This window comes from Streptomyces sp. NPDC005784 (assembly GCF_042871525.1).
Taxonomy (GTDB): domain Bacteria; phylum Actinomycetota; class Actinomycetes; order Streptomycetales; family Streptomycetaceae; genus Streptomyces.
The window spans coordinates 25,969-47,479 of record NZ_JBIAIQ010000030.1 but is presented as its reverse complement, the minus strand read 5'-3'; the positions used below and the strand labels follow the sequence as shown (position 1 = coordinate 47,479).

The 21,511-nt window shown below is 72.3% G+C and carries 14 protein-coding genes, 2 tRNA genes and 1 other RNA gene; 7 read left to right on the top strand and 10 right to left on the bottom strand.

Translation table 11 applies throughout. From position 1 onward, the window contains the following. Nucleotides 1–20 precede the first annotated feature (20 nt). From ACFYR3_RS33845 to ACFYR3_RS33835, 3 genes are all read left to right on the top strand, one after another. Nucleotides 21–1,403 carry a sensor histidine kinase gene (locus tag ACFYR3_RS33845; protein WP_389285786.1) on the top strand — a complete coding sequence of 461 codons (1,383 nt, stop codon included), beginning with the start codon at nucleotides 21–23 and terminating at the stop codon, nucleotides 1,401–1,403. Next, complete coding sequence (locus ACFYR3_RS33840; protein WP_355852933.1) at nucleotides 1,400–2,047, top strand: response regulator transcription factor; 648 nt, start codon at nucleotides 1,400–1,402, stop codon at nucleotides 2,045–2,047. Before ACFYR3_RS33845 ends, ACFYR3_RS33840 begins: the two co-directional genes overlap by 4 nt. Before the next feature lie 22 nt (nucleotides 2,048–2,069). Continuing rightward, nucleotides 2,070–2,142 (top strand) — tRNA-Gly (locus ACFYR3_RS33835). 128 nt (nucleotides 2,143–2,270) lie between these two features. Here the strand turns inward: ACFYR3_RS33835 and ACFYR3_RS33830 are convergent. The 6 genes from ACFYR3_RS33830 to ffs all read right to left on the bottom strand — a co-directional run bounded on the left by ACFYR3_RS33830 (nucleotide 2,271) and on the right by ffs (nucleotide 11,738). After that, nucleotides 2,271–3,170, bottom strand: coding sequence for a phosphoribosylaminoimidazolesuccinocarboxamide synthase (locus ACFYR3_RS33830; RefSeq protein WP_355852936.1), 900 nt, complete (start codon nucleotides 3,168–3,170; stop codon nucleotides 2,271–2,273). 143 nt (nucleotides 3,171–3,313) lie between these two features. After that, complete coding sequence (locus ACFYR3_RS33825; protein WP_355852939.1) at nucleotides 3,314–4,843, bottom strand: N,N-dimethylformamidase beta subunit family domain-containing protein; 1,530 nt, start codon at nucleotides 4,841–4,843, stop codon at nucleotides 3,314–3,316. Between the two features lie 192 nt (nucleotides 4,844–5,035). Beyond that, nucleotides 5,036–6,883: a hypothetical protein gene (locus ACFYR3_RS33820; RefSeq protein WP_355852979.1), complete on the bottom strand. Its 1,848-nt coding sequence runs from the start codon at nucleotides 6,881–6,883 to the stop codon at nucleotides 5,036–5,038. Between the two features lie 367 nt (nucleotides 6,884–7,250). After that, nucleotides 7,251–8,504, bottom strand: coding sequence for a phosphoribosylamine--glycine ligase (gene purD / locus ACFYR3_RS33815; RefSeq protein WP_389285754.1), 1,254 nt, complete (start codon nucleotides 8,502–8,504; stop codon nucleotides 7,251–7,253). Between the two features lie 645 nt (nucleotides 8,505–9,149). Further along, nucleotides 9,150–11,510: a DNA polymerase III subunit gamma and tau gene (locus ACFYR3_RS33810; RefSeq protein WP_389285752.1), complete on the bottom strand. Its 2,361-nt coding sequence runs from the start codon at nucleotides 11,508–11,510 to the stop codon at nucleotides 9,150–9,152. A 129-nt stretch (nucleotides 11,511–11,639) separates the two neighbouring features. Beyond that, nucleotides 11,640–11,738, bottom strand: an RNA gene (gene ffs, locus ACFYR3_RS33805) — signal recognition particle sRNA small type. A gap of 72 nt (nucleotides 11,739–11,810) precedes the next feature. Between ffs and ACFYR3_RS33800 the strand changes: the two genes are divergently transcribed. Both ACFYR3_RS33800 and ACFYR3_RS33795 read left to right on the top strand, forming a co-directional pair. After that, nucleotides 11,811–11,898, top strand: a tRNA-Ser gene (locus ACFYR3_RS33800). A gap of 274 nt (nucleotides 11,899–12,172) precedes the next feature. After that, nucleotides 12,173–13,447, top strand: coding sequence for a M23 family metallopeptidase (locus ACFYR3_RS33795; protein ID WP_389285750.1), 1,275 nt, complete (start codon nucleotides 12,173–12,175; stop codon nucleotides 13,445–13,447). A gap of 426 nt (nucleotides 13,448–13,873) precedes the next feature. On the opposite strand, the gene ACFYR3_RS33790 is transcribed toward ACFYR3_RS33795, so the two are convergent. From ACFYR3_RS33790 to ACFYR3_RS33780, 3 genes are read right to left on the bottom strand one after another with little or no spacing between them, the layout of a single operon-like run. Further along, a complete protein-coding gene (locus ACFYR3_RS33790; protein WP_389285748.1) occupies nucleotides 13,874–15,853 on the bottom strand; it encodes a copper resistance CopC/CopD family protein in 1,980 nt (659 codons plus the stop codon). Nucleotides 15,854–15,895: 42 nt separating this feature from the next. Next, nucleotides 15,896–16,528: a GNAT family N-acetyltransferase gene (locus tag ACFYR3_RS33785; protein ID WP_355852954.1), complete on the bottom strand. Its 633-nt coding sequence runs from the start codon at nucleotides 16,526–16,528 to the stop codon at nucleotides 15,896–15,898. After that, nucleotides 16,518–18,629, bottom strand: a complete 2,112-nt coding sequence (locus tag ACFYR3_RS33780) for a penicillin acylase family protein (RefSeq protein WP_389285746.1) — start codon at nucleotides 18,627–18,629, stop codon at nucleotides 16,518–16,520. Before ACFYR3_RS33780 ends, ACFYR3_RS33785 begins: the two co-directional genes overlap by 11 nt. Before the next feature lie 143 nt (nucleotides 18,630–18,772). Between ACFYR3_RS33780 and ACFYR3_RS33775 the strand changes: the two genes are divergently transcribed. Beyond that, complete coding sequence (locus ACFYR3_RS33775) at nucleotides 18,773–19,357, top strand: HhH-GPD-type base excision DNA repair protein (RefSeq protein WP_389285744.1); 585 nt, start codon at nucleotides 18,773–18,775, stop codon at nucleotides 19,355–19,357. Nucleotides 19,358–19,443: 86 nt separating this feature from the next. On the opposite strand, the gene ACFYR3_RS33770 is transcribed toward ACFYR3_RS33775, so the two are convergent. Beyond that, nucleotides 19,444–21,066 (bottom strand): helicase HerA-like domain-containing protein, encoded by a 1,623-nt coding sequence (locus ACFYR3_RS33770; RefSeq protein ID WP_389285742.1) that lies wholly within the window; start codon nucleotides 21,064–21,066, stop codon nucleotides 19,444–19,446. 105 nt (nucleotides 21,067–21,171) lie between these two features. Between ACFYR3_RS33770 and ACFYR3_RS33765 the strand changes: the two genes are divergently transcribed. Continuing rightward, entirely contained in the window at nucleotides 21,172–21,468 is a 297-nt protein-coding gene (locus ACFYR3_RS33765) for a type II toxin-antitoxin system VapB family antitoxin (protein WP_003999914.1), read from the top strand. Nucleotides 21,469–21,511: the final 43 nt, after the last annotated feature.

The window sequence follows — 21,511 nt, the reverse complement described above, 5'->3', positions numbered from 1 at the left end:
CCACGGACGCGGGGGTGGGCATGGGCAGGCCGTCCGGCTGGTGGCGGGGCAAGACCACACCGGCGAAGGTCGAGACGTACACACGGTGGTCGTTCCACTTCTTCGCCGTGATCGAGGCCGTCTCGATCGGACTGCCCGTCTTCGGGAACGTGTCGACGGGACGGTCCTGGACGCTGTTCCTGCTGGTGTGCGGGCACTCCGTGTTCTGCGCGGTGACCGCCTCGCAGGCGCTGGACTGGACGCGCGGCACCCGCGAACAGCCCAGGCGGACGCTGCTCGCGCTGGCCCTGAGCACCTGTGTGGTGGCCGTCGTGGGAGCCGCCGCCTCGGGCACCCCGTGGCGCCCGACGAGCGACGGCGAGTTCCTGGTCGCCTCCTCGGTGCTCGTCGGTGTCATCGCGTTCGGCACGGGCACGGTCGCGCTCGGGACGCGTGACAAAAGGCGGATGGCGTACGCCGTGCTCGGCGCGGCCGCGGGGGCCGGCGCGCTCTCCTTGCCCCTCGGCTTCCCGGGACCCGCCGCGCTGATCACCGCCGTCCTGGTCCTGCTGACCGCCGGTTTCCTCACGTTCACCGCGGGCTTCTCCGTCTGGCTGCTCAACGCCGTCTATGAACTCGACGAGGCCCGCGAGACCCGCGCCCGCCTCGCCGTCGCCGAGGAACGGCTGCGCTTCGGCCGCGATCTGCACGACGTGATGGGCCGCAACCTCGCGGTGATCGCCCTCAAGAGCGAACTCGCCGTGCAGTTGGCCAGGCGTGGACGGGCCGAGGCCGTGGACCAGATGACCGAGGTGCAGCGGATCGCCCGGGAGTCCCAGCGCGAGGTGCGCGAGGTCGTACGCGGCTACCGCGATGCCGACCTGGCCAACGAACTGGCGGGAGCCCAAGGGGTGTTGACCGCGGCGGGCATCGACTGCGACATCACCGGCACCGCCGCCGAGCTGCCCGCACAGGTCCAGTCGGCGCTCGGCTGGGTCGTGCGGGAGGCGACCACGAATGTGCTGCGGCACGGGGACGCCAAGAGGTGCGCGCTGTCCCTGCGGGTGACGGAGGAACGGGTGACGCTCACCGTCGAGAACGACGGGGTGCCGGACGAGGCGGGCCCGGGCCCCGGACCGGACGGCGACCCGGGGCAGCGGAGAGGGACCGGGCTCGTGGGGCTGCGGGAGCGGTTGGGGGAGGTGGACGGGGTGCTGCGGGCCGGCGCGAGCGATGGAGTGTTCCGGCTGGCGGCGGAGGTACCGCTGCCGGCCTCCCCGATCAGAGACCGAGACAGAGACAGAGACAGAACCAAGGACAGAGAACGCCCCGGAGACGGGAGCTCGAACTCGGGGAGCGACGATTCGCGGCGAGGGTCGTCGCCCTCGTCCGTCCCGCACCAGGTGAGAGAGGCCACCCCATGACGTCCGTACCGCCGCCCGGCGCGTCGACGCCCGAGTCCCCCGTACGACTGCTGCTCGCGGACGACGAGCATCTGATCCGGGGAGCGCTGGCCGCGCTGCTCGGGCTGGAGGACGACCTGGTCGTGGTGGCCGAGGCGGCGACCGGACCGGAGGCGCTGGCGATGGCGCGGGCGCACGTGCCCGATGTCGCCGTCCTGGATCTTCAGATGCCCGGGGCCGACGGTGTGAGCGTGGCCACATCCCTGCGGGCCGAACTGCCGGGCTGCCAGGTGCTGATCGTGACGAGTCACGGGCGGCCGGGCCATCTGAAGCGGGCGCTTGCGGCGGGTGTGCGCGGGTTCGTCCCGAAGACGGTCAGCGCGCGGCGGCTCGCGGAGATCATCCGTACCGTGCACGCGGGAAACCGTTATGTGGACCCGGAGTTGGCCGCCGACGCGATCTCCGCCGGGGACTCGCCGCTGACCGCGCGCGAGGCCGAGGTGCTCGAATTCGCCGCCGACGGCGCGCCCGTGGCGGAGATCGCGGAGCGGGCCGCGCTGTCCCAGGGGACCGTACGGAACTACCTGTCGTCGGCCGCCTCCAAGCTGGGCGCGGAGAACCGCCACGCGGCAGTGCGTCTCGCACGGGAGCGAGGTTGGGTATAGTGGCTGTCGCGCCCCGGCGCATGCGGACGTAGCTCAGTTGGTAGAGCGCAACCTTGCCAAGGTTGAGGTCGCCAGTTCGAACCTGGTCGTCCGCTCCGAAAAAGGAAACCCCCGACCTGTGGTCGGGGGTTTCTTCGTGTGCTCCGGCCGGGGTGGGACATCCTTCGGACTGTCCGGCTCGGGTCGCCGCCGGGCCCGGCCGATGGCCGGGCCCGGGGTGAGGTCAGGACCAGCTGAGGCCCGTCAGGCGCTCGTACGCCTCGATGTACTTGGCGCGGGTGGCCTCCACGACGTGCTCGGGCAGGGCGGGCGGCGGCTGCTCGCTCTTGCGGTCCCAGCCCGACTCCGCGGAGGTCAGCCAGTCGCGGACGTACTGCTTGTCGAAGGACGGCTGCGCGTGGCCCGGCTCCCACGCGTCGGCGGGCCAGAAGCGCGAGGAGTCCGGGGTCAGCACCTCGTCGGCGAGGACGAGCGTCTCGCCCTCGTAGCCGAACTCGAACTTGGTGTCCGCGAGGATGATGCCCCGGTCGCGGGCGATGTCGCGGGCGCGGCCGTAGATGGCGAGGGTCGCCTGGCGCAGCTCGGCGGCGGTGTCGGCGCCGACCTGACGGGCGACCTCCTCGTACGAGACGTTCTCGTCGTGCTCGCCGACCGCGGCCTTCGTCGCGGGGGTGAAGATCGGCGCGGGGAGTTCCGAGCCGTCGACGAGGCCCTCGGGGAGCGCGAGGCCGCAGACCGTGCGGGACTCGTTGTACTCGACGAGTCCCGAGCCGGTCAGATAGCCGCGGGCGACGCATTCGACGGGAGCCATCCGCAGGGACTTGCAGATCAGGGTGCGGCCGGCCCAGTCGGCGGGGGCGCCCGGCGGGAGTTCGGTGCTCAGCACATGGTTGGGCGCCAGCTCGGCGAGCTGGTCGAACCACCACAGGGAGAGCTGGGTGAGTGTGCGGCCCTTGTCGGGGATCTCGGTGGGGAGAACCCAGTCGTAGGCGGAGATGCGGTCGCTGGCGACCATCACGAGGTCGCCCGCCTCGTTCTGGTACAGGTCGCGCACCTTGCCGGTGTGCAGATGTACCAGACCCGGCACCTGAAGGGGCTCGGGCTTTTCGACGAATCCGGACACGGTTCCTCCCCGTGGTTATGTCCAACTGCCTCGATTCTCCCGTATGGGGCGAGCGGGTTCGGACAGGGGGCGCGACGACCGGTGCGGGTCCCCGCGGTGCGGGTGTGTCGCGAGACGCCCGGCGGGGCTTCCTCGGTCGTATCTCAGTCGTGTTTGCAGATGCGGTCGAGGAGATTGGCGGTCGCCCGCTGGATACGGGGGTCGACGTGGCCGGGGCGGTCGAGGGCCGGAGACCACGCGAACGTTCCGGATGCGAAGACCAGGGCGCCGGACGGGGCCCGGTACAGCGAGGTCTCCTGATGGCGGAGGGTGCCCTCGCTGTCCGGGTACGGGGAGTGCGCGAGCAGGATCCGGTCCTGGTGCTCCGGCAGTGGGGTGCGCGGGAAGTAACGGTCCGCCTCGCCCGCGACCATGCCTGCCAGTTCGTCGCCGTCGTGCGCGCCGGTCGCCTCCCACAGCCAGTGGTCGGCGTTGCGCACGATCAGGGGGTGCGGCTCGGGGACCCGTCCCGCGTACTGGATGCCGATGAGCTGCTGCTCCGGGCGGTCGATCTCACGCCACAGGGCGGGCCTGCCCGGACCCCGGCGTTTGCGGCAGGTCAGCAGCCGGTCGGCGACGCCCGACGGGGACGGCCCCAACTCCACCTGCCAGTACATGGTGTTGGCGGAGAGGAAGACGAGCGAGGTGCCGTGTTCGCGGGCGAGTTCCGTGGTGCGGCGCATCTGCGGCGACCAGTACTCGTCGTGGCCCGGGAAGACCAGACCGCGGTAGCGGGTGGGGTCGACGCGGCCGGCGTGCAGATCACGGGCGTCGGCGTAGGCGAGGTCGTATCCGTAACGCTCCGCCCAGCGGATGAAGTCGTAGGCGTGCCCCACATGGAGGGGGAGACCCGCGCCCGCGTACGGGCGGTCGAACGAGACGGTCGTCGCGGCGTCGGCCTCGCCGAGCAGCCGACCGTTCTCGTCCCACGCGTGGTAGAGGCTGGCGCCGGTGTGGCCGTCCTCCGGGTACAGGTTGTACGCCTGCCAGGTGATGTCCGGGAGCAGCAGGAGCAGGTCGGCCGTCTGGTGGTTGCGGACGGTGAAAGGAACGTGGGAGCGGTAGCCGTCGACGGTGGTGAGGACGGCGACATAGGCGCCGACGCTCCAGTAGGACGGAATCTGCAGGCGCCAGGACAGCCACCAGTGATGGCAGGAGACGGTGCGGTCGGCGGTGAGCGGCGGCGGCTGGACGATGCCGGAGAGCCGGGGGCTCGTGGTGATCTTGCTGGCGCCGTCGCCGCCGTAGTGGCCGATGCGGTAGATGTCGACGCTGAACTCCTGCGGCGGGTCGACCGTGACATGGAAGTCGATGGACTCGCCGGGGGCGGCGGCACCCGTGGTGGTGAAGCCCTTGATCTGGCGGTGGACGTCGTCCGCGGAGCGGGGACCTCCGGGACCGGTGCGCGCGCGGGTGCCGGAGGTGGAGCGCGGGGCCGGGATCCGGGAGGCGCCGGTCGCCGGTCGGGGCGCCTGGGGCGCGTCGGTGTCCAGGTACCAGGGGACGACATGGCCGGTGTCGTCGAAATAGGTCTCACTGCCGCGGAGCCAGGGAACGGGGCCCTGGCCGAAGGGATCCGTGACGGCGTGCGCGAGCGCTCCCGACTCCCAGCGGCGGATCTGCTCCGACCCCATGCCCGCTCCCCTCCCTCGTGCCCCCGTCGTACTGGTAAGCCCTTGCGCTGTGTGCGATCGGTCCCAGCACATCACATTACGCACGCAGTCCGTCACCGTTCGTCGCGAATTGACGTGAGTGGAACGGATGGCTCCGCTTGGGCCGAGCCGACTGCGAGTGAGCGGGGCCGGGTGGGGCCGGCCGGACGGTCGTCAGACCAGGCGGACCGGTTTCTCCGGGCGGACGCCGAGATGGCGGAGCCAGTCCCGCAGGGGCGTGGGGTCCCCTGTCTCTATGAGGGTGAGGACCCGGGGGCCGAGGTCCGCGGCCCGTTCACCGGCGACGAGGAGGGACGGGCCGTCCAGCCAGTCGAGTCCTGGGGCCGCCCCGGCGGTGTCCATCGCGGAGCAGCAGACCATCGCCGTGACATGGTCGGCCAGCAGCTCACGACCGGTCCTGGGCGGCTGGAGGGGGAACAGCGGAAGCATCCGGTCGTCCCAGAGGGCGTGGTCGGGGCCCTGCTGCTCGGCACCTGCGGAGGGCGGGGGCGCCGCCGGGGCGGACGCCTCCTCGCGGGCCACTTCCGCGGTGAGCCCGGCCGCGAGGGCCGCCGACCGCTCGTTCCCCACGGCGAGGTCCGGATCGTCGCTCTCGGCGATCCCCATCTCCCCGTACACGTCCGCGCGGTGGACCGCGAGAGCGGCCCCCGGGTCGCGGTCCGGGGCAGGAGCGGCTCCCGGCGCTGCGGACAGGTGGTCCAGCACGCGTGCCAGGGTCGGTCCGTCCGCCTCGGGCAGCGCGGGGTCGGCGGGGTGCCGGACGCCGAGCGCGTCCAGGACACGGTGGAGTCGGGCCGCGTCGGTGCGCCACTTGCGGTCGACGACCTCGTCCGGATAGTCCTGCCAGTCGACCGGCGCCCAGTCGGGACCGGCCTCGGCGGGACCGCCGTGGAAGAGCCGGGCGGCGAGCAGCGAGGCCGCCTCGTCCACGGTGCCGGGCTCTTCGAGCAGGTCGCAGGCGGGACGTTCACCGAGACGGGAGGTGAAGCCCTCGGCCAGCCGGTCGCGGCGGGACAGCTCGGTCAGCGCCGCGACGACGCCGACGTCCAGCCTGGAGGGCCAGCGGCCCATCCGCCAGGCGGGCAGCGCGACGCGGGTCAGCAGGCGGTCCCAGCCGGCGTACGCCAGACCCACCTGTTCCTGGGCGACGATCCGCACGCCGTAGTCCACAGCCTGTGCGCGCTCGGCCGCCGCGGACGCCACCCCCCGCTCCATCTCGGCCGCATGGACCCGGCAGCCGCGCAGCAGGAGACGGGTCACCCAGCCCACACCGGCCAGGACCGTGCGGGACAGCGGGCCACGCCCGGGGGCCGAGGCCACGGCCACGGCCGCGTCCAGACCCCTGACGAATCGGCGGGCCGCGGCTATGTCCGGGTGCGCCGACGGGCCCGTACCGGCGACGACCGGGGCGAGGACCGCCCGCAGCTCGCCGACCCGCATCCACCACAGGAAGGGAGAACCGATGACGAGGACGGGGGCGGCGGAGACCCGGCGGGCGCGGTTCGTCAGCGACGGGACCGGGCGGCCCGCGACCAGACTTCCGCGCCGGCCGTCCGGGCCGGCCGGTTCGTCCACGCCGCCCGACGAGAACCGGCCGTGCGCCCGGTGGGTGCGGTCCTCCAGCCAGCTGTCGCAGTCGGGAGTGAGCGCTATCGCCGAGGGGGCCGGAACGTCGAGACGCTCGGCCAGGTCACGGACCATCCGATAGAGATCGGGGGCCGACTCCTCGGAGATCGGCACCGTGGGGCTCATCGCGGGCCTGGAGCGGGCCACGACGAGCGCGATGCCCGCCGCAGCGAGAAGGACGACGACGGCGAGGACCGCCACGATCCACCGCGCGATCCCCCAGGGCCTGCCGGTGACGCGGCCGGTGGAGCCACCGACGAGCAGCACGACGGCCACGGCCGCGGGCAGCAGGGCGACGGCCAGCGCCCTGCTGCGGACGCGCAGCACGGCGAGAGCCCGGGAGCGCGCGGTCTGCGCGCCCACCTCCACACCCATACCGGTCACGACCGGACGTCACCCCCTATTGTCCGCCGGGCCCCGGCCCTTTCACGGCCGGTGCCGACGGATGCCCTGGCGTTGGTCACTCCCCCACTGTGGCACCCGCCACCGACATCGCAATGCCGGTGGGCCAAGTGCCGGAATGCTTTCGCCGCACCCTAGTTGGGGCCCCGGCCCCAGTCAGCCGGATAGGCCATCGGTCACTCGATGGAATGGCTCTGGGGAAAGGTGGATGACGGCGGGCCCGGGGCGGGCTCCCGGTTCCGTACAGAAACCCGCAGGTGGAGAGGCCCGTGCGCAACGTGACAAAGCCCCGGATTCCGTACGGAACCCGGGGCTCGGTAATGCTATGGGGGATCCGGGGCTATGCCTCGGCCGCCGCCCTCGCCGCGATGTCCGTGCGGTGCTGCGAACCCTCCAGACCGATGCGGGCGACCGCCGCGTAGGCGCGCTCGCGGGCCTCGGTGAGGCTGGATCCGATCGCCGTGACGGACAGCACACGGCCGCCCGCGCTCACCACCGCTCCGCCCTCGTGCCGGGTGCCGGCGTGCAGGACGTACGCGTGCGGGGCGTCCTCGGCGGCCACCGCGTCGAGCCCGGTGATCGGGTCGCCGGTGCGCGGGGTGTCCGGGTAGTTGTGCGAGGCCACGACCACGGTGACCGCCGCGTTCTCGCTCCAGCGCAGCGGTTCCAGATCGGCGAGAGTGCCGTTCGCGGACGCCAGCAGGACACCGGCGAGCGGGGTCTTCAGACGGGCGAGGACCACCTGGGTCTCGGGGTCGCCGAAGCGGGCGTTGAACTCGATGACCCGCACGCCACGGCTGGTGATCGCCAGACCGGCGTACAGGAGTCCGGAGAACGGTGTGCCGCGCCGGCGCAGTTCGTCGACGGTCGGCTGGAGGACGGTCTCCATGACCTCCTCGACGAGCTTCGGGTCCGCCCAGGGCAGCGGCGAGTACGCGCCCATGCCGCCGGTGTTCGGGCCCTCGTCGCCGTCCAGCGCGCGCTTGAAGTCCTGGGCGGGCTGGAGCGGGACGACGGTCGTGCCGTCGGTGATCGCGAAGAGGGAGACCTCGGGACCGTCGAGGAACTCCTCGATCACGACACGGTCGCAGGCGTTGGCGTGCGCCCGCGCCGCTTCGAGGTCGTCGGTCACGACGACGCCCTTGCCGGCCGCCAGTCCGTCGTCCTTCACGACGTAGGGCGCTCCGAACGCGTCGAGCGCCTCCTCGACCTCCTCCGGCGTCGCACAGACGTACGAGCGCGCCGTGGGGACGCCGGCACCCGCCATCACGTCTTTCGCGAACGCCTTGGAGCCCTCCAGCTGCGCGGCCTCCCCGGAGGGGCCGAAGCAGGGGATGCCCGCCGCGCGCACGGCATCGGCGACACCGGCGACCAGCGGGGCCTCCGGGCCCACGATCACCAGTTCGGCGCCGAGTTCCGTGGCCAGCGCGGCCACGGCGGCGCCGTCGAGGGCGTCGACCGCGTGCAGTTCCGCCACCTCCGCGATCCCGGCGTTACCGGGAGCGCAGTACAGGGCGGTGACGTCGGGGTCGAGGGACAGGGAGCGGCACAGGGCGTGTTCGCGGGCGCCACCACCGATGACAAGGACCTTCACGGGGGTCAGCCTAGCCGCCGGACGAGGATGCCCTTGTGGGGGCTTCCGAAGCGGACGGGATACGGCGCTGGTGCGATCCTCCAACAGAGGCCTCCAGCGGACGCCGTCCCCGATACGCCGGGCGACGTGATCGAGAGGTGCTTCCGAGGGCCTTCCGAGGCGCTTCGGGTACTTCGCTTCTGGAGGCCACGGGCTCTCGTCCGGGCACGCTCCCGGACGCGAAGGGCCGTGCGCCGAGGCCGGCTCCGGGATCGGCGCACGGCCGACACCCGACCGGCCTCCGAAACCCGCGCAAGCAGCGGTCCGAGTGGTGCGGGGTGCAACGGGGACCCGGCTGCCGGAGGCGCTACCCGAGGCTCAGGTGCACGAAGCCGCTGCCCGAGGCGCGAGACTCATGTGCGCGAAGGCGCTGCCCGAGGCGCGAGGCGCATGTGCACGAAGGCGCTACCCGAGGCGCGAGGCGCATGTGCACGAAGCCGCTGCCCGAGGCGCATGTGCACGAAGCCGCTGCCCGAGGCGCGAGGCGCATGTGCACGAAGGCGCTACCCGAGGCTCCGATGGACTGGGGGCAGCGTCCGAGACTCCGATGGACCCGTAGACAGACAGTGTCCGGTGCGCCGGGGAGTCGGCGTCGGGTCGGGCCTCTCACTCGTTCGAGAATTCCTCGACCACCGTCGCCCCGAGCTCGCGGACGATCAGCTCGTGGCCGGAGAGGGCGGACTCGTCCAGGTCGGGGTCGTCGTCCTCGGGGGTGTCGTCCTCGGGGGCGACCGGCGGCGGCTCGTATGCCGAGGTCGGGGCCGACGCGTGCGCGGACATGCCCTGGGCCTGGGCACGGCCCGCGGACGGGCCGGACTGCGGGGCCGAGGGCCCGGAGGCCGGAGCGGACGGCTGCTGGGGCGCGGGACGCTGGCCGGCCGGAGCCCCGCCGTAACCACCGGCGCCACCGCCACCACCGCTGCCGTAGCCGCCGCCGGCGTTGCCGCCCCCGCCGTAACCGCCTCCGCCGCCGAAACCGCCGCCCGCCGGAGCGGCCGGCGGTGCCGAGCCGCCCGAGGCGTCCACGATCGCCTCGACCTTCCACTGCACGTTGAACTGCTCCGCGAGCGCCTGCCGCAGCACGTCCTCGCTGCCGCTGCTCGCGAAGTTGTCCCGTGCCCCGGCGTTGACGAAGCCGATCTGCAGGGTCGTACCGTCGAAGGCCGTGACCTGCGCGTTCTGGCTGAGCAGGATCCAGGTGAACCGACGGCGGTTCTTCACCGCCTCCAGGATGTTCGGCCACAGCATGCGGGGGTCGAGACCGCCCGCGGCCGGTGGCGCGGCCGGAGCGGGAGCCTGGGGGGCTCCGTGAGCGGCAGCAGGAGGAGCGGGGGTGGCGGCGGGCGCCGGTGCGGACTGCGCCGGAGCCGGGCCGCTTCCCGCGGGCGTCGCCGTGGGCCAGCCGCCGGGGCGTCGGCCGCTGCCGGCGGCGGTCGCGGTGGGCCAGGCACCGGGCGCCGCCCCCGCGGGAGCACCGGCCGGGGCCGCGGGCTGCTCGGGCGCCACGGGAGCGTACGAAGGCGCGCGGGTCGGGGCCGGAGCGGTGACGGACGCCGCGGGTGCCACGGGCTCGACGGGCGCGGACGTCCCGGGTACCGCTCCCGGCACGGCTCCGGCACCCTCACCGGCTCCCACCGGTCCCGCTCCCTGCCCTGCGCCGGGTCCCGCTCCCCGGGCCGCGGCACGGGCCGCCGCGGGGCCGCCCCCGGAAGGAACCGCCGGCCCGGCCTGCGGGACCGGCACCGCGCCGTGCACCTCGGGTCCGGGCACGTAGCCCATGGCGGGCGCCGCGCCACCGCCGGAGAGGTTCACCCCGCGCTCGATACGGTCGAGGCGGGCCATGACGGACCGCTCGTCCCCGTAGGCGGCGGGCAGCAGGACGCGCGCGCAGATGAGTTCGAGCTGGAGGCGCGGCGAGGTGGCTCCACGCATTTCCGTCAGCCCGTCGTTGACGAGGTCGGCGGCGCGGCTCAGCTCGGCGGCGCCGAACACCCCGGCCTGCGCCTGCATCCGTTCCACCACGTTGACCGGAGCGTCGATGAGCCCCTTCTCCGCCGCGTCCGGAACGGCCGCCAGGATGACCAGGTCCCGCAGCCGCTCCAGCAGGTCCGCGACGAAGCGCCGCGGGTCGTTGCCGCCTTCGATGACGGTGTCCACCACTTCGAAGGCGGCGGCGCCGTCCCCCGCCGCGAACGCCTCGACGACGGCGTCCAGCAGCGAGCCGTCCGTGTACCCGAGCAGCGAGGTCGCCATGGCGTACGTCACACCTGCGTCGGCGGCACCGGCGAGCAGCTGGTCCATCACGGACATGGAGTCACGCACGGAGCCCGCGCCCGCCCGTACGACGAGAGGAAGCACGCCGTCCGCGACGGGAATGCCCTCCTGCCCGCAGACCTCGCCCAGATATTCACGCAGGGTCCCGGGCGGCACCAGCCGGAACGGGTAGTGGTGGGTCCGCGAGCGGATCGTCCCGATGACCTTCTCGGGCTCGGTCGTGGCGAAGATGAACTTGAGGTGCTCCGGGGGTTCCTCGACGACCTTCAGCAGCGCGTTGAAACCGGCCGGCGTGACCATGTGGGCCTCGTCGATGATGTAGATCTTGTACCGGCTGCTCGCGGGCCCGAAGAAGGCCTTTTCCCGCAGGTCACGGGCGTCGTCCACACCACCGTGCGAAGCGGCGTCGATCTCGATGACGTCGATGGAGCCCCGGCCGTTGCGGGCGAGGTCCTGACAGGACTGGCACACCCCGCACGGGGTCGGTGTGGGCCCCTGCTCGCAGTTCAGGCAGCGGGCGAGGATGCGCGCGCTCGTGGTCTTGCCGCACCCGCGCGGACCGCTGAACAGGTACGCGTGATTGACCCGGTTGTTCCGCAGCGCCTGCTGCAACGGGTCGGTGACATGCTCCTGCCCAATGACCTCGGCGAACGACTCCGGGCGATAGCGGCGGTACAGCGCGAGGGACGACACGTCTACGAGGTTATAGGCGCCCACTGACAACACGGACCGTCCTGGGCGCATCCCGGGCGCGACCCGGCGGCATCCGGTCCCCGGCCCGCCCGCCGGCCGCCCCGGCAGGCCTCCAGCGGCCGCCCCGGAAACGCAAGCGCCCCCCACGCACCCGCCAGAGCCAACCTACCCTTGCTGCCTTCCGGCCCTGGGGGAGTTCAGTCAGATAGCGCCACGTGAGGGGCTCCGCAAAGAGTACAGGATGCCGGGGGTGGGGAACGAGTTCGCGAGCACTCCTCAACGTCTTGTATTGTTTGCCCCGGAGGATTCGCCTAGTGGCCTAGGGCGCACGCTTGGAAAGCGTGTTGGGGGCAACCCCTCACGAGTTCGAATCTCGTATCCTCCGCCAGTGCCTCACCGGGCACGATGTCGAAGGGCCCCACCGTTCACGGTGGGGCCCTTCGACGTTTCTCAGGCCTCGTTGTCCATACGTGCAGCGCCAGCGCCCCGAAGCTGCCGTGAGCGAGGACCCCGTGGTCGATGCGGCTGGACGGGTGCAGTTCGGCACCTGACTCCGGCGCCGTTCGCCCGAGTGGCGCGCCGCCGGATTACATGGGCCTGCGCCTCGGTGTGGGGCGTGCCGTGTCCTTCACGGCCCCGGATCCGACGAATGAAAGAGCGCAATGGAAGAGCGCGACCCTCGCAACCGCACTGGCCGCAGCCCGCTACTTCGCGGGCTTGCCGCTGCCGTGTTCGCGGCCGGCATGCTGGTGACCGCGGCGGGACCCGGATACGGGACCGGCACGGCCACTCCTGCGCCCGGCCCGCAGTTCACGCCGTTGACGGCGGCAGTGATGACCGAACCGGCGCCGTTCGTCGCCACGGACGGCAAGACGCACCTCTCGTACGAGCTGCTCACCACGAGCGCCCTGCCCACCAGCACGTCGTTGCGGCTCGACCGTGTCGACGTCCAAGACGCCCGCACGCACCGGGTCGTCGGCTCACTGAGCGGGCAGGCGCTCGCCGACGCCGCCAATCCGGTGGGCGACCCCCTGCCGGGTGCCGACGGGTACACCCCGGCGCCCCCGGGACCGACGCCGACCATCATCCAGGGCTCCCAGAAGTGGGTCATCTGGCTCGACCTGGTCCTCGACCGCGGCCGACCGGTGCCCGAGGTCCTCGAACACCATCTCTCGGGCGCGGTCCTGGCCCCCTCCGGCCCCTCCGCCTTCAAGGAGACGGTGCAGGCCACCCGGACCTCCCGGACCCCGCCGCTGAACCTGGACCCACCGGTCCGTCCCGGCACCTGGTACTCCAGCGAGTCGTGCTGCGGCAACACCCACCACCGGCGCGGCCTCGCACCGATCAACGGCCGCTTCTACGTGCCGCAGCGCTTCGCGATCGACTGGTACCGGGTCGGCGAGCAGGGTCAGACCTGGGAAGGCGACCCCGCGCAGCTCACCAGCTACCTGAGCTACCGTCAGCCGGTCGTGGCCGCGGCCAGCGGCAGGGTGGTGGAGGTCCAGGACGGAATCCCGGACAACACGCCGCCCCTCACGCCTCCCGTCCCGCCGATCGAGGACACGGTCGGCAACCACGTCACCGTGGAGGTCGCGCCAGGCCGCTATCTGCTCTACGCCCACATGACACCGGGCTCGCTCAAAGTCCGGGAGGGCGACCGGGTCTCATCCGGCCAGGTGCTCGGGCTGATCGGCAACAGCGGCAACTCCACCACGCCGCACCTGCACTTCCAGGTGATGACCACGCCCGAGTTCTTCCCGACCGACAGCCCGCCGTTCACCTTCCGGCGGTTCCGCGTCGTCGGACAGGTCGAACCCCGGATCTGGGACGACAACCTGGGCCTGCAGCCGACCGGCGTCCTGCCGATCACGCCCTCGCCGTACGACGGCCCTCACCGTGCGCAGTATCCGCTCGACCGCGAGGTGCTGGAGTTCTGACCGGACCCCGATCGGGCCGTTGTCCTGGTCTTTGTCCAGTGCGTGGACGTACACCATGGTTCACACCCGTTCAAGCGAGCCGCCTGACCTGCCGCGCGAACGTCCACGGACGGCCCGGAACAGCCATGCGGACAGTTGGAAAGCGTGTTGGGGGCAACCCCTCACGAGTTCGAATCTCGTATCCTCCGCCAGTGCCTCACCGGGCACGATGTCGAAGGGCCCCACCGCTTGCGGTGGGGCCCTTCTTCGTTGTCCGTCTCAGTCGGCCTCTGCCGAGCACCAACCAGGGGCGCTCCCCTTGCCGACGACCCGTGTCGAGAACGTCCGCCGGGTCACCTCCTCCACAGCCGCCGAGGAGCGCGAACCGAAGGCCCCGACCGATCACGGTCGGGGCCTTCGCCGGGCACGATGTCGAAGGGGGCCGGCTCAGCCGATCTTCACCGTCTTCGAGACGGTGACCTCGTCGATGTCGCTGGTGCGGACCGTGACCTTCATGGTCCAGGTGCCGGGGAGGGGAAGGGTGAGGCCGTCGGATGTCCAGTAGCCGCCCTTGTCGGTGATCCCCGCGTCGATCGGGCCGACCTTCTGGGATTCCAGGGTGAAGGTGAGGCGCAGTTCGGGGACGGTCGCGAGGCCGCCGTCGGGGCCGAAGATCACGGCCTGGACGGAGTTCTCGCCCACCCGGCCCGGCGACAGCTCGATCTGGACCTTGCCGTGCCCGCCAGGGGTGCCGACGTCGAAGGGCACGACGGTCGTCGTCGAGGTCGGCCGGTCCGGGGCCGCGACGGCGGCGGCGGTCTCGGTGGCCGCGCGGCCCGGCTGGGTCCCGGTCAGCATCGTGGTGATCACGAGCACCAGGATGCCGATGGTGACCTCGGCGAGCACCGAGCGGCGCAGGCCCCGGTGGTGCGCGGTGTCCCCCGGACCACCCCCACTGGGCCCGTCTCCCGTCGATCCGGCACCCGTCGACCCGGCTCCTGCCGAACCGGCTCCCGTCGGCCCGTCTGCTGCCGAACCAGCTCTCCTCGGCCCCTCTCCCTTTGCCTCCTTCTGGACGCCCGCGTTCTCGCCTTCGTGCGCCTCCGGCGCGTCGCCGGTGACCGCGGACGGGTGCGTCGGCGCCCCGGCCGGCACCGCGACCGCGACCGCTACCCGCTCGGCGGGGACGGTGGCGGTGTCCGTCATCGCCAGCCGGGCCGTCCAGCGGCGCGAGAAGGCCGCCGACGCCAGCAGCAGCGTCACCCCGGCGAGTTTGACGACCAGGAGCCTGCCGTACGACGTCGAGGTCAGGGCGTCCCAGGAGCCGAGGCCGCGCCAGGACTGGTAGACACCGGTGATCGCGAGGACGGCGACCGAGGTGAGGGCGAGCCGGGAGAAGCGGGTGACGACGGCCGGCGGGATCGGCTCGGCGGGGCGGTGGAGGGCGGTCAGCAGGGCGGTCAGGCCGCCGAGCCAGACGGCCATGGCGAGCAGGTGCAGCACGGAGGAGACCATCGCCACGGGGACCTGGATCCCGGCGGAGGCGTGCTCGGCGGCGGCCCAGGTGACCGCGAGGGCCAGCGAGAACAGTCCGCCGAGGACGAGGACCCCACGGCCGGGCTCCCGGTCCCGTACCGGCGCCCGAAGGGGCATGAAGGCCGCAGCGGCGAGCAGCGCCAGCCGTGCCACCAGCACGATGCCGGGGCGGCTCGTCAGGGTGTCGCTCAGGATCGCCGGATCGAAGGCCCCTCCCACGCCGGTGCCCCGCTCGTAGGAGCCGCGCAGCAGGAGCAGCACGAACGTGGAGCCGAGCAGGGTCCACCAGCCGGTCACCAGCAGACGCCGTACGGAGCCCGGGAAGCCGCAGGCCAGGACGAACGTGGCCGCGCCGATGAGCAGGGCGAGTCCGCTGTACGCGGCGTAGCGGGCGATGTCGTAGAGGGCGGCGGAGGTGGGATTCCCCCCGGTGGGCGGCAGGGGGGCGGGGGTCGCGGAGGGTTTGCCGATGGAGAAGGTGAAGGCGCCGGAGACGGGGTGGCTGTCCGCCGAGACGACTCGCCAGGCCACGGTGAACGTGCCGGTGCCGAGGCCGCGCGGCAGGGTGACGCGGGCGGTGTCGGAACGGCCGTCGGCGTGGCTCGGTTCGCCGGTGTGGACGCGCCGGTTCTCCGGGGTGAGCACGCGGAAGGAGTCGTCGAGCAGGCCGATCGACTCACTGAACGTCAGGGTCACCTGGCGGGGCGCCGACTTCAGGACGCTGCCGTCCTGCGGATCGGTGCTCGTGAGCGCCGCGTGGGCGGACGCGCCGCCCACGCCCCCGAAGAGCACCAGCACAAGGACGCCGCCCAGCAGGGCCAGGGCCCGTGCGCCGAGCCGTCGCCGGTCTCGCTGCCCGCTTCCATTCACACGCCGTCTCCGTATCCGCATGTGCAGAGTCTCGGTTACGTACGGACGGGGCCCGCGTCCGGCTCACCTCGGCGTCGTCGGACCCTTCTCGAAGGCCTCCCGTGTGAGGAAGGCGAGCCGGGCGTGCTTCTCGGGCAGGTGGACCTCGGGCAGTGCGATCCCGGGGAGCACGATGTCCCCGGCGGGGACGAAACCCTGCCGGGCGAGACGGGCGATGGCCTTGGCGTTGCGGGCGTCGGGTTCGACCACGGCCCGCTGCCGGTCGAGTCCGGTCAGGGCGTACGCGAGGAACGCCGACAGCAGCGTGGACGACCAGCCCGGCCGCTCTCCGCCCCCGGGGGCCGGGGGTCCGATGAACAGGTGGACGCCGATGTCGCCCGGCCGGACCTCGTAGCACTCGGAGACCCGGTCGGCCTCGGGTTCGTACGTCTGGAAGAGCGCGGCCGGTACGCCGTCCTTGACCGTGAGGAAGGCGTGGTGGGTGTCGAGCGAGTCGAGATGGAGGTAGGTCTCCAGCACCTGCTGCCTGGTGAACCCGGTCATGCCCCAGTACGCGGCCCGCTCCTCGGTGACCCAGGCGTGCAGGACGTCGAGGTCGGCGTGCGGGTCGACGGGCAGCACCCGGACCGTGCCGAAGCCGTCGACCCGTTGCTCGTGAACTGCCTCTCGGGCGTCGGCGTACGTCTCAGTCGTCATCGCTCTCCTTGGTCAGTTTGTTCCAGTCGGTGGTCACCGGGGCGAGATCTCCCCTGATCCACAAGGGGAGTTGGTCGCGTTGGTGGGCCGCGCCGGGAACGCCGTCGGCTCCGAACGGGACCACCCAGAGGCTGTTGGCGCGGTCTGCGAGGTCCCAGACGTACCGGGCGGCGGATCCGCGGGCGCTCAGGTCGGTGAGTCCGGGCACGGACGAGGTGGACAGGACGCAGTCGTTGTCGCCGGACAGGGCCGGTTCGTGGGCTGGTTCGCGGGCTGGTTCGTCGTACGCGGCGCCGGTGAGCGCGCGCCAGGGGGCGAGGCGATGGGTGTCGCCCCAGGTTCGGGAGGCGGGCCGGGCGGCCACCTCCTCGACGGCCGCGCGCACCACGTCGTCGCGGTCTATGCCGTACAACTCCCGTGCGGTGAGCAGGTTTTCGAGGGCGAAGGCGACGCGCGGGGTGAGCGCGAGCCAGGGCAGGAAGACGGCCGGGTGGGCGGGCGGCTCGGCCAGCACGGCGAGGGCCGGGTGAGCGGCGAGCCGTCGTACGACCGCGCCGCGTACCTGCGCGTACACCGCCGCCGTGCCACTGTCGGCGTCCATGTGCCGGTCCCACAGCAGGAGTTGGTTCCGAAGACCGGCCGCGGTGCTCGAGAGTTCCGGTGCGGGCAGCCGGTCCAACAGGGCCGCGGCGGAGGCGAGATGGGTGTCCATGTGGATGGCCGGCATGTCCGCCGCCGTCCACTTAGCGCCCGCGTCGAGCAGTTGGCGGATGCGGGCGGCGCGATGGGGCGGCGCGAACTCGACGCCGAGCGGGGCCGCGGGGCCGCGCTGGTTCGCCATCACGGCGAGGCCGTCCTCGACCGTGCCGTACGGCATCTCGTGCCAGCCGGTCCACTCGTGCCCGGCCTCCCAGGCGGGCACGACCCGGGTGCGGCCGGCCGTGCCGCGGACCGGGACCCGTCCCGCGACGCGGTGCAGCACTCCGCCCTCGGTGTCGGCGGCCTGCACGACGTTCACCGGCTCCGCCCAGGCGTCGAACGCCCGGTCCACGTCGGCGACCCGGCGGGCGCGCAGCAGCGGGAGGAGAGCGCCGAAGCCGAGGTCCCGTGTCACCCGGGGCGGGTAGCGGAGGCTGATGCACTCCTCGGTGCCGGCGCCCCCGATCACCACGGGTCCACGCGCCGTCTCGATCACCTCGACGTCGACGGGTTCACCCCCGGCCACCTCCACCCGCTCCAGGTGCCGTGCCGTGGTCCGCCACACACCGTCGGGATCGAGAGCCTCGACAGCCGCGCCGCCCCCGGAATCCTCCACGTCGGCCGCGTCCACGAGCCGCAGCCGCTCCCGGTAGAGGTCCTGGTAGTCGGCCATCGCGTTGGTGATCGCCCAGGCGACGGTTCCGGTGTGCGCGAAGTGGGCGATGCCCGGGACGCCGGGGACGGCGAGGCCGACGACGTCGAACTCCGGGCAGGAGAGCCGGATCTGCTGGTAGACGCCGGGGTCCTCGATGAAGCGGTGCGGGTCACCGGCGATCACCGCCTGCCCGGTGGCGGTGCGTTCGCCGCTCACCAGCCATCCGTTGCTGCCGGCCGTGACCGGCCCGTCCATGGCGAACAGGCCGACCGCGTCCGCGCCCAGCCGTCGTACGACCTCCTCGCGCCACAGCTTGGCGGGGAATCCGGCGAAGAGGATGTGGGTGCCGAGCCAGACTCCCAGCGGACTCCAGGGCTCCCAGCGTCCCGGAGTGAGCCCGCTCGCCGCGAACTCGGGTGCGCGGGCGGCCCCTTCGGCCAGTTCGGCGTTGACCCCGTCGACGTACGCGACGACCCACGCTGCGGTCTCGGGGTTCCGCTCCTCGAGGGCCTCGAAGCAGCGTCGCGCGGTGTCGTCGAGCCGGGCCTGCCGCGCGAACCGGTCCCAGCCGACGGACTCCGCGCCGAGGAACGCGGCCGAGGTGCCCTGGGAGCGGTGCCGTTCGACCTCCAGCTGCCAGGCCCGGTCCCGGGCGGTCACCCGGCCCTGGGCATGGGCGAGTTCACGCGCGCTGCCGGCGCGCAGGTGCGGGATGCCCCAGGTGTCACGGTAGATCTCGGCGGTCACGATCCATCCCCACTCATGTCAGGTTAGGCTAGGTTAGGCTAACCTAACTCACATATCCGGGATCGTACGTCCGGGGTGAAGACCCGGTGAACCCGGGCGGCCACGACCGAGCGTCCCGCCGCCGCACGCGGGATCATCGACCCATGGACGTCACTCTTCACCTCTCCCAGCAGCCCGAGGCCGACGAACTGCTCGGCCGCAGCCCGCTCGCGGCCCTGGTCGGCATGCTGCTGGACCAGCAGGTGCCGATGGAGTGGGCCTTCGCGGGGCCGTACACGATCGCTCAGCGCATGGGCGCGGACGATCTCGACGCGAACGAGATCGCCTCGTACGACCCGGAGAGGTTCGCCGCACTGCTCTCGGAAAAGCCGGCCGTGCACCGCTATCCGGGTTCGATGGGCAAGCGCATCCATCAGCTGTGCCAGTACCTCGTCGAGCACTACGACGGAGACGCCGCCGCCGTCTGGAAGGACGCCTCGACCGGCGACGAACTCCTCCGCCGCCTCAAGGAACTCCCCGGCTTCGGTCCCCAGAAGGCCCAGATCTTCCTGGCCCTCCTCGGCAAGCAACTCGGCGTCCGCCCCAAGGGCTGGCGCGAAGCGGCGGGCCCCTACGGCGAAGCCAAGTCCTTCCGCTCGGTCGCCGACATCACCGGCCCGGAGTCCCTCGCCAAGGTCCGCGCCCACAAGCAGGAGATGAAGGCGGCGGCGAAGGCCGCCGGCAAGTAGCCGGGCCGGGCCGGGGCAACCGGCGTCCCGCTTCCCCGGGCCGGGTGCTCCCAGCCTCCCTGGACCGGAGTTCTGTGGGGCTGGAATCAGCGCCGCTTCCGGGCCGTCCCGAAGATCGACCGGGTGATCTCCCGCCCGATCTGCGTACCCACCGACCGGGCCAGGGACTTGAACAGCCCGCTGCCGACGACCTGCTCGACGACGGAGGCGTCCTCCTTCGGCCTCGGTGCGTCGTGCCGCCCCGCGGAAGGCGAGGACGGCGAGGACGACGGCGAACCGGAGGCCTGGTCGCCGCCGGTCCGTGCCACCGTCAGCTTCTCGTACGCCGACTCCCGGTCCACCGCCTGCGCGTACCGCCCGTACAACGGCGAGTCCTTCACCGCCCGGTCCAGCGCGTCCGCCTCCACCGGCCCCATCAGCGACCGCGGGGCACGCAGCCGGGTCACCGCGACCGGCGTCGGAGCGCCCCTCTCGCTCAGCACGGTGACCACGGCCTCGCCGGTGCCCAGGCCAGTGAGGACCTCTTCGAGGTCGTACGGAGAATCGGGGAACGTCTTCGCGGTGGCCTTCAGCGCCTTCTGGTCGTCCGGGGTGAAGGCGCGCAGCGCGTGCTGGACGCGGTTGCCGAGCTGGGCGAGGACATCTCCGGGGACGTCCTTCGGCGTCTGCGTCACGAAGAAGACGCCGACCCCTTTCGAGCGAATGAGCCGGACGGTCTGCGTGATCGAGTCCAGGAATGCCTTCGACGCGTCACTGAAGAGCAGATGAGCCTCGTCGAAGAAGAAGACGAGCTTCGGCTTGTCGGCGTCGCCGACTTCCGGGAGGTCGTGGAAGAGATCGGCGAGCAGCCACATCAGGAACGTCGAGAAGAGCTGCGGTCTGTCCTGCACAGCGGGCAGTTCGAGGACCGACACCACACCCCGGCCGTCCGGCGCCGTACGCGTCAGCTCGCTCGTGTCGAACTCCGGCTCCCCGAAGAAGGGGCTCATGCCCTGCGCCTCGAAGGCCGTGAGGGAGCGCAGGATGACGCCCGCCGTGGCGGTGGACAGCCCGCCGATCCCCTTCAGTTCCTGCTTGCCCTCGTCCGAGGTCAGGAAGGCGACGACCGCGCGCAGATCCTTGAGGTCGACCAGTTCCAGGCCCTTCTGGTCGGCGTAGTGGAAGATCAGGCCGAGCGACTGCTCCTGGGTCCGGTTGAGCTGGAGCACCTTGGACAGCAGCACCGGCCCGAAGCTGGTGACCGTGGCGCGCACGGGAATGCCGTGGCCGAGGCCGCCGAGCGCGTAGAACTCCGCCGGACAGCCGCCCGGTGTCCATTCCTGGTGGACCTCCCGGGCCCGCTCCTGGACCTTCGTCCCCGGCTCGCCCGGCGCCGAGATCCCGGAGACGTCACCCTTGATGTCGGCGAGGAAGACGGGGACACCCTGCGCCGAGAGCTGCTCGGCGATCAGCTGGAGCGTCTTGGTCTTGCCGGTGCCGGTGGCGCCCGCCACCAGGCCGTGCCGGTTGAGCATCGGCAGGGGGATGCGGATCTGCGCGTCGGGCAGGCACGTCCCGTCCCAGATCAGCGCGCCGAGGTCGAGGGCGGGACCGGCGAAGGCGTAGCCGGAGGCGATCTCCAGGGCGTCCCTCGGGAGCGCGGGCGCGCCGACCACCCGCTCGGGAACGGTCCCAGTGGCAGCCGACGACACGGTCTCGCTGTCACTCATATCAGACCCCTGTTCCCGATTTGCAAGGATTTACGACATCTTTTCCAGCGTCGCACTCCGCCGCCATGGCTGCGCCCGGAAGGTCTTGACCGGTAGGCTTTCCGTGTGATCTTCAAGCGCATCGGAAACGGCCGGCCGTACCCCGACCACGGCCGGGAAAGCACCCGGCAGTGGGCGGACGTCGCGCCGCGCCCGGTCCGCCTCGATCAGCTCGTGACGACCAAGGGCCAGCTGGACCTGGAGACCCTCCTCGCCGAGGACTCCACCTTCTACGGCGATCTCTTCGCCCACGTCGTCAAGTGGCAGGGCGATCTGTACCTGGAGGACGGTCTGCACCGCGCCGTCCGAGCCGCGCTCCAGCAGCGCCAGGTGCTGCACGCGCGCGTTCTTGAACTGGACTAATGGCCACGGCTTGACCCCAATGGGTTGAACTGAACGCCGGGCA

Excerpts from the sequence above, each read along its gene's own strand:
- ACFYR3_RS33845 (WP_389285786.1), top strand. The coding sequence starts at position 21 with ATGGGCAGGCCGTCCGGCTGGTGGCGGGGCAAGACCACACCGGCGAAG.
- ACFYR3_RS33840 (WP_355852933.1), top strand. The coding sequence starts at position 1,400 with ATGACGTCCGTACCGCCGCCCGGCGCGTCGACGCCCGAGTCCCCCGTA.
- ACFYR3_RS33825 (WP_355852939.1), bottom strand. The coding sequence starts at position 4,843 with ATGGGGTCGGAGCAGATCCGCCGCTGGGAGTCGGGAGCGCTCGCGCAC.
- ACFYR3_RS33820 (WP_355852979.1), bottom strand. The coding sequence starts at position 6,883 with ATGGGTGTGGAGGTGGGCGCGCAGACCGCGCGCTCCCGGGCTCTCGCC.
- ACFYR3_RS33795 (WP_389285750.1), top strand. The coding sequence starts at position 12,173 with ATGGAAGAGCGCGACCCTCGCAACCGCACTGGCCGCAGCCCGCTACTT.
- ACFYR3_RS33790 (WP_389285748.1), bottom strand. The coding sequence starts at position 15,853 with ATGCGGATACGGAGACGGCGTGTGAATGGAAGCGGGCAGCGAGACCGG.
- ACFYR3_RS33785 (WP_355852954.1), bottom strand. The coding sequence starts at position 16,528 with ATGACGACTGAGACGTACGCCGACGCCCGAGAGGCAGTTCACGAGCAA.
- ACFYR3_RS33775 (WP_389285744.1), top strand. The coding sequence starts at position 18,773 with ATGGACGTCACTCTTCACCTCTCCCAGCAGCCCGAGGCCGACGAACTG.
- ACFYR3_RS33770 (WP_389285742.1), bottom strand. The coding sequence starts at position 21,066 with ATGAGTGACAGCGAGACCGTGTCGTCGGCTGCCACTGGGACCGTTCCC.